6 protein-coding genes and 1 pseudogene are annotated in these 5,910 nt (G+C 62.0%); 1 reads left to right on the forward strand and 6 read right to left on the reverse strand.

The features are described 5' to 3' along the window. Nucleotides 1-586: UbiA family prenyltransferase (locus B3187_RS09265; RefSeq protein ID WP_286805956.1), on the reverse strand; the 586-nt coding region annotated here is incomplete at its 3' end. After that, nucleotides 583-1,185: a chorismate--pyruvate lyase family protein gene (locus tag B3187_RS09270; RefSeq protein ID WP_286805958.1), complete on the reverse strand. Its 603-nt coding sequence runs from the start codon at nucleotides 1,183-1,185 to the stop codon at nucleotides 583-585. The genes B3187_RS09270 and B3187_RS09265, both read right to left, overlap by 4 nt. 167 nt (nucleotides 1,186-1,352) lie before the next feature. Between B3187_RS09270 and B3187_RS09275 the strand changes: the two genes are divergently transcribed. Continuing rightward, nucleotides 1,353-2,615 (forward strand): dicarboxylate/amino acid:cation symporter, encoded by a 1,263-nt coding sequence (locus B3187_RS09275; RefSeq protein WP_286805960.1) that lies wholly within the window; start codon nucleotides 1,353-1,355, stop codon nucleotides 2,613-2,615. Nucleotides 2,616-2,629: 14 nt separating this feature from the next. Here B3187_RS09275 and B3187_RS09280 read toward each other — a convergent pair whose 3' ends face one another. The 4 genes and pseudogenes from B3187_RS09280 to B3187_RS09295 form a co-directional block, all read right to left on the reverse strand. Beyond that, entirely contained in the window at nucleotides 2,630-3,043 is a 414-nt protein-coding gene (locus B3187_RS09280; RefSeq protein ID WP_286805962.1) for an acyl-CoA thioesterase, read from the reverse strand. A gap of 22 nt (nucleotides 3,044-3,065) precedes the next feature. Beyond that, a complete protein-coding gene (locus B3187_RS09285) occupies nucleotides 3,066-3,842 on the reverse strand; it encodes a fumarylacetoacetate hydrolase family protein (RefSeq protein ID WP_286805964.1) in 777 nt (258 codons plus the stop codon). A 69-nt stretch (nucleotides 3,843-3,911) separates the two neighbouring features. Then, nucleotides 3,912-5,312 carry an HDOD domain-containing protein gene (locus tag B3187_RS09290; protein ID WP_286805966.1) on the reverse strand — a complete coding sequence of 467 codons (1,401 nt, stop codon included), beginning with the start codon at nucleotides 5,310-5,312 and terminating at the stop codon, nucleotides 3,912-3,914. Nucleotides 5,313-5,541: 229 nt separating this feature from the next. After that, nucleotides 5,542-5,910 (reverse strand): annotated as a pseudogene (locus B3187_RS09295) (ATP-dependent DNA helicase RecG); the annotation flags it as partial.

Consider the following 5,910-nt stretch of genomic DNA (forward strand, 5'->3'; position numbering starts at 1 on the left):
TCCAGAGCAGCACGGCGGTGTACAGCAGCCAGACATCCGTGCCCAGACTGCCGCGCTGGGCGGCAAACGCCATCGGAATCGCCCAGGCAAACGCGGCCCCGAGCACCACCTGGGGCAAGTGGGTGTAGCGCTTCATGAAGGGGTAGCAAAAGGCCAGGGCGACCCCGCCCAGGGAGAGCTTCACGGTGAACGCGTCGGTGAACAGCACCAGGACAAAGGCCAGCAGACAGAGCCCCACAAACAGACTGAGCGCTTCCCGCTCCGAGACTTCGCCAGTGGCCATAGGGCGGGCTTTGGTCCGTTTGACATGGCCATCGAAATGCCGATCGGCATAATCGTTGATCACGCAACCAGCCGAGCGCATGACAAACACCCCCAGCACAAAGATGACCAGCAGATCCCAGTCCGGCAGGCCGCCGGCCGCCAGCCAGAGCGCCCAGAGGGTAGGCCAGAGCAACAGAAAACTGCCGATGGGACGGTTCAACCGGGTCAGGCGCAGATAGGCGGACAGCCTCCCGCGCCAATCGATTCGGGACGAACTCGAGCCACCACGACGGCGGGGGCTTTGAGCTGACGGTCGTTTCATAGACTTACACGCTCCAAAAAGGCGGGCAAAAACACTTCACTGACCAGCAGCGGGCGCCCCTCCAGGCGAAAGACGGACCGCCTTCCCCATAGGGTCTCACCCCGCTGCAATGACGGCGGCACATAGCGCTGGCCGGGCTTCAACCGGCTGATTTCCATCGGCTCGCGCTCCAGGTCGGGCTGGCGAAACAGAAAGCCCCCCAGGGGCCGAGTGTTCAAATGACGCAACTGGCGCAACCGCCCCTTGAGGCTGCTCAGGGGCAGGAGGCTGCGGGCAAATACCCAGGGTTCGCCCTTGCCCATCAGGATCACTTCCCGCACCAACACCCAGCGGCCGGGGCCAACCCCCAGACAGCGGCGCTCGGATACATCCGGCCGGGCCAACCCCTGACGCAACACGCGGACCCGGAACTCCCCCTGACTGAACGCCATCAGCTTGGCCGTCAGAGAGCCCCGATCCAACAGCCAGGGCCTGAGGGCCACCGGCCAGCAGCCCTGTCGACCCTGGCGGGCCGGCTGCCAGCGCGGCGCCTGCAGGCCCGGCGCAAATCCTCCGGCCGCCGGGCGACTGGCCGGTAATACTGGAATGTCCTGTGTCAAAAATGCCTCCCACTGGCATGGCGTTCGCCGTAGCTGGCCGGCGCTGCATAAGCTCACATCGGCGGCTATTCTAACAGCTTCCCTCAGCCCTGCAGGCGGCGGGCGACTTTACCCGGCCGGCCGGGATTGCTTTAATGGCCGATTCTTTATACCGATAAGAGTCCGCTATGACCCTGACCAAACGCATTCTGCTCGCCATGATTCTCGGTGTCGGCACGGGGGTGCTGATTCACCTGATCGCACCCTCCGAGGATCATTTTCTGCGCGCCTGGCTGGCCCGGGGTCTGTTCGATGGCGTCGGCCAAGTGTTTATCGCCTCCCTGACCCTGTTGGTGGTTCCGCTGGTATTCGTCTCTCTGGTGTGCGGTAGCGCCGCGCTGGGAGGGCACAGCCGCATGGGAGCCCTAGCGATCAAGACCATTGGCCTCTACCTGGCCACCACGGCGGTGGCCATTACCCTCGCCCTGGGCATTGGGCAACTGGTGAAACCGGGGGAAGGCATTGACATGCCCGGTGAAGTCGAGGAGTTTGAAGTCGCCGACAAGCCGTCCCTGAAAGACACCCTGGTAGGCATCTTCCCCAGTAACCCGGTGGAGGCCATGGCCGAGGGCAACATGCTGCAGATCATCGTCTTTGCCCTGCTGCTCGGCATCGCCATCTCCCGCAGTGAGCACAAAGCCTCCCACTACATGCAGGAATTTTTCGGGCACCTGAACACGGTGGTCCTGAAGCTGGTGATGATTCTGATGCACCTGGCGCCCTACGGTGTCTTCTGTCTGCTCGCCAAACTGTTTGCCGATCTGGGCTGGAGCGCCATCGCCGACCTGGCCCTGTACTTTTTTACCCTGCTGTTTGTGTTGCTCTTACAGGGGCTGGGGGTTTACAGCCTGTTGCTCAAACTGCTCACGGGGCTGAGTCCGGCGATTTTTCTGCGCAAGATGCGCTCGGTGATGGTGTTCGGTTTCAGTACCGCCTCCAGCAATGCGACCATACCCGTTACCCTGCGTACGGTGGAACAGGATCTTGGGGTGGACAACCGGGTGGCCTCATTTTCGGTGCCGCTGGGTGCCACCATCAATATGGATGGCACCGCCATCATGCAGGGCGTCGCCACGGCATTTATCGCCCAGGTGTACGGTATCGATATCGGCCTGATGGGTTACCTGATGGTGGTGCTGACCGCGACCCTGGCGTCGATCGGGACCGCCGGGGTGCCCGGCGTCGGGATGATCACCCTGGCGATGGTGTTGCAGCAGGCCGGCCTGCCGGTGGAGGGCGTCGCGCTGATCATCGGGGTGGACCGGCTGCTGGATATGGTGCGTACCGCGGTCAATGTGACCGGTGATGCGATGGTGTCGACGGTGGTGGCGAACAGCGAAAAGCTGCTCGACCGGAAGCAGTTCGAGCACCCGATCTCCAACGAGGACTGACGCTCACGACTCAATCAGGAGGCAAACCACGCCCGAACGGAGTCGGGCAGGGGTCGGGATTTGCCATCGGCACCGACCCAGACCACCTTGGAGTGGGCTTCGGCGCAGGGCTGTTCGAGGTTGTCGGTGGTATAGAGCCGGTAAGAGGCCACAAAACTGGAGCGGCCCGGCTCCGCCGCGTAGCAGTCGATACGGACGGTCGCCGGGTAAACCACCGGGCGCAGAAAGGTACATCCGACGGTCACCACCACCGGGTAGCTGTCCGCCGCCAGCGTGATGCCAGCTCGGGACAACCATTGGAAACGGGCCTCTTCGCAATAGCGCAGATACAGCGTGTTATTGACGTGCCCAAAGGCATCCATATCCCCCCAGCGCAGGGGAATATCACAGGAAAAGTTGGGTTTTTCGGGTAACTTGTCGGCTTTCATCCGGCGTATCTCCGTCCCTGAATCACGCTTCAATGCGTGCCTTGAATGACACGCTGATTTCCCCCAGCTCACCGAACTGGACCCGCACCGGCTCTTCCATCGGCGCCTCGAGCACACCGGCATAGGAGCCGGTAATGATGATCTCACCGGCTTTCATGCCCTGCCCTCGGCTGCGCAGGAATTCCACCAGCCAATACAGCGGCGCCCGAGGCTGGGTATTGGGATGGCGCCCCTGGTGGTGCTCGGGACCCGCGCTGCGGGTGTGCAGTGTGATGGGCAGCTCGCTCGCTTCCAGCGCCAACTCCGGGTCCACTTCCGGGCCGATGAACAGTCCCTGATTCAGCAGGCCGTCAGCCAGCATCTCGGGAAACGCCGCCTCGGCCGGATCAGCGTAGCGGCTGTGAATCAACTCGAGGACCAGGTGGGTGTGGGCAATGGCCTGATCCACTTCGCTATCGCTGTAGGGGTAATCTCTGGGCGGCAGGCCCCGACCCAGCACAAAAGCCAACTCCGGCTCAATCCGCGCAAAACCCTCCGGCGCCCACACGGAAACCGGGGACCCCCGGTGAATGTCCTCAGCATGAATCGGTGCCACCACCAGGCGGCCCGGCGGTGGCTCGAGGCATTTCCAGCCACCGATCTCCGCCCCCAGATCCCGGGTGACCTCGGCCTGAATGGCGAGGGCAGACTCAAGATCCTCGGGGCGACAATCCTTGGGCAGGCGTTCCGCCTGAACACCACTGCGACGTCGTTCTGCCAGAATACGGGCCGCCTTGGCGATCCCTGACGGGTTCAACATAGCGTCTTCTCTCGACTGAAGGAGCCACCTTGGTGGTTGGCCCCGCGCTAACGATGGTGGCGACGGCGGTTAGCGGGGGCTGAGCTGTAAAGCAATGTGGTCCAGATCGTCCAGGGCCTCCATCACGTTAGTGACGGTCGCCTGAGCCTTGTCCGGATCGAGGTGCAGATCGGCAAACACCGAGGCCGGGATTTCCAGCTTCGGCCCCAGACCCACGCCCTGCTGAAGCAATAACCGTTCGGCGACATAAATCAATTTGGCGTACTGGTGGTGCTCGCCCTGGTAGCGGGGATTGTTCTGGTGACGCAAGGCAACAACCACCTCGTCCGGCATGGACCAGAGCGACATCAGGGTGCTGGCGAGCTGCTCGCGAGTCACGCCCAACAGGTGTCGTTCGATCGGCTGGTGCGTACTGTGCGGATTGGCTTCGGTCATCCGGCAGTACTGACTGAAGTAGGGGGGAAACAGCTCTGCGAGAATCAGGAAGCCGAAGTTATGCAGCAGACCGGACAGGTAAGCCATGCCGAACGTGGGTCGCTGCTCTCGGGGAATCGCGGTCACCAACCCTTCAATGGTGGCCGCCATGTACACCGACTTTTGCCAGTAACCCAGATACCCCTCCGGGCCGTCTTTGGGCATGCTCAGGCTTCGTCCCAGGGCAAGTCCCAGTGCCAGGTTGAGCACCATATCAAAGCCCAGTACCCGGACGATGGCGTCGTGAATGGATTTGATTTTGCCGGGGGCGGAATAGTAGGGCGAAGCCGCCCAGCTCACCACCTGAGCGGCCAGACTCGGGTCGGTTTCCACCACCTGGGCCAGGTCGCTGATGTCGGCGTTGGGGTCCACCCGCAGGTTGATGATCCGCTGCGCCGTTTCGGACAGCGGCGGCAACTCCAGGGTTTCCTCCAGGCGCTGCCGAGTACGCAGCTGCGTAAAGTTACGCACCGCTCCGAGAATCTGTTCCTCATCCCGCTCCGCACTGATATCCACTTCCAGTGGGTCCAGAGGCGTGGCGATATCACAGATGATGGCGTCTTCAAGAACCTGCTGAAAATCATCCCGGTTGATGTGCAACAACTGGGTATCGTCACCGGAGTCGAGCAGCAGGCTTTCCCGGCTCAGCAACTGTTTGTCCACCAGCGTTGGAAGACCGGCCAGCTTGGGCAGCGCGGGCACCGACTGCAGGCTGTAGGTATCACAGAACTGACGCACCGCACCCTGATTGGTCGCCCGAAGCTCCCGATCCATCTGCCGATTGACGGCGTTCAGATCGAGCAGCGTGTCGGCGGAAATCACTGCGAGGATGCGACCTTTTTCATCTTCCAGAAGAACCGCTTTGGCGGCCCCGACATTGCGCAGATGCTGATCGTGCCACAGCGGTTGATTGTTGGCATCCACCGGGGCGGTGGCCAGGTCATAGTGAATATTTTGGCTGTTCAGCAACGATTCGACGCTGGTGGGTAGCGGCACGTTTGACTCCTTTTTGTTCAACAGACGCCCGTTCTTGATCTGGCTTCGGCCAGTGTCGCCGAAAATTACGACTCCAATGTGACGTTCAGTGTGTAAGAAGCCGGGCGCTTGATCAAGCGTTTTATGCACAGGTTCTGTTTATTGAAGCCCGCCAGGCGCGGGCTGTATCTGTTCTTCAGTTTAGTCGATGTCCGCCGGACCGATGTCGACTGGTGCACAGTTTGGCGTCTTATACCTGAAAATATCGTCGGTTATCCCCCAGCCAACGTTCCATGATGGCATTGCACAGCGCCGGGTGCCGACCGAGCAGCTGTTGGGCGCCCGCCTGGACGCGGGGTAACAGATCGGCATCGCGCTGCAGATCCGCGATCCGGAACTGCATCTCCCCGGTCTGCCGGGTGCCCAGCACCTCACCGGGGCCGCGCAATTCCAGATCCCGCTCGGCAATCACAAAACCATCGCTGGAATCGCGCATCACCGCCAGGCGCTCCCGACTCTGGCGCGAGAGCGGCGAGCCGTACAATAAAACGCAGTGACTGGCCTCGGAGCCGCGCCCCACCCGGCCGCGCAACTGATGCAATTGCGCCAGCCCGAACCG

The sequence above is a fragment of the Marinimicrobium sp. UBA4209 genome (assembly GCF_002381585.1).
Taxonomy (GTDB): domain Bacteria; phylum Pseudomonadota; class Gammaproteobacteria; order Pseudomonadales; family Cellvibrionaceae; genus Marinimicrobium; species Marinimicrobium koreense.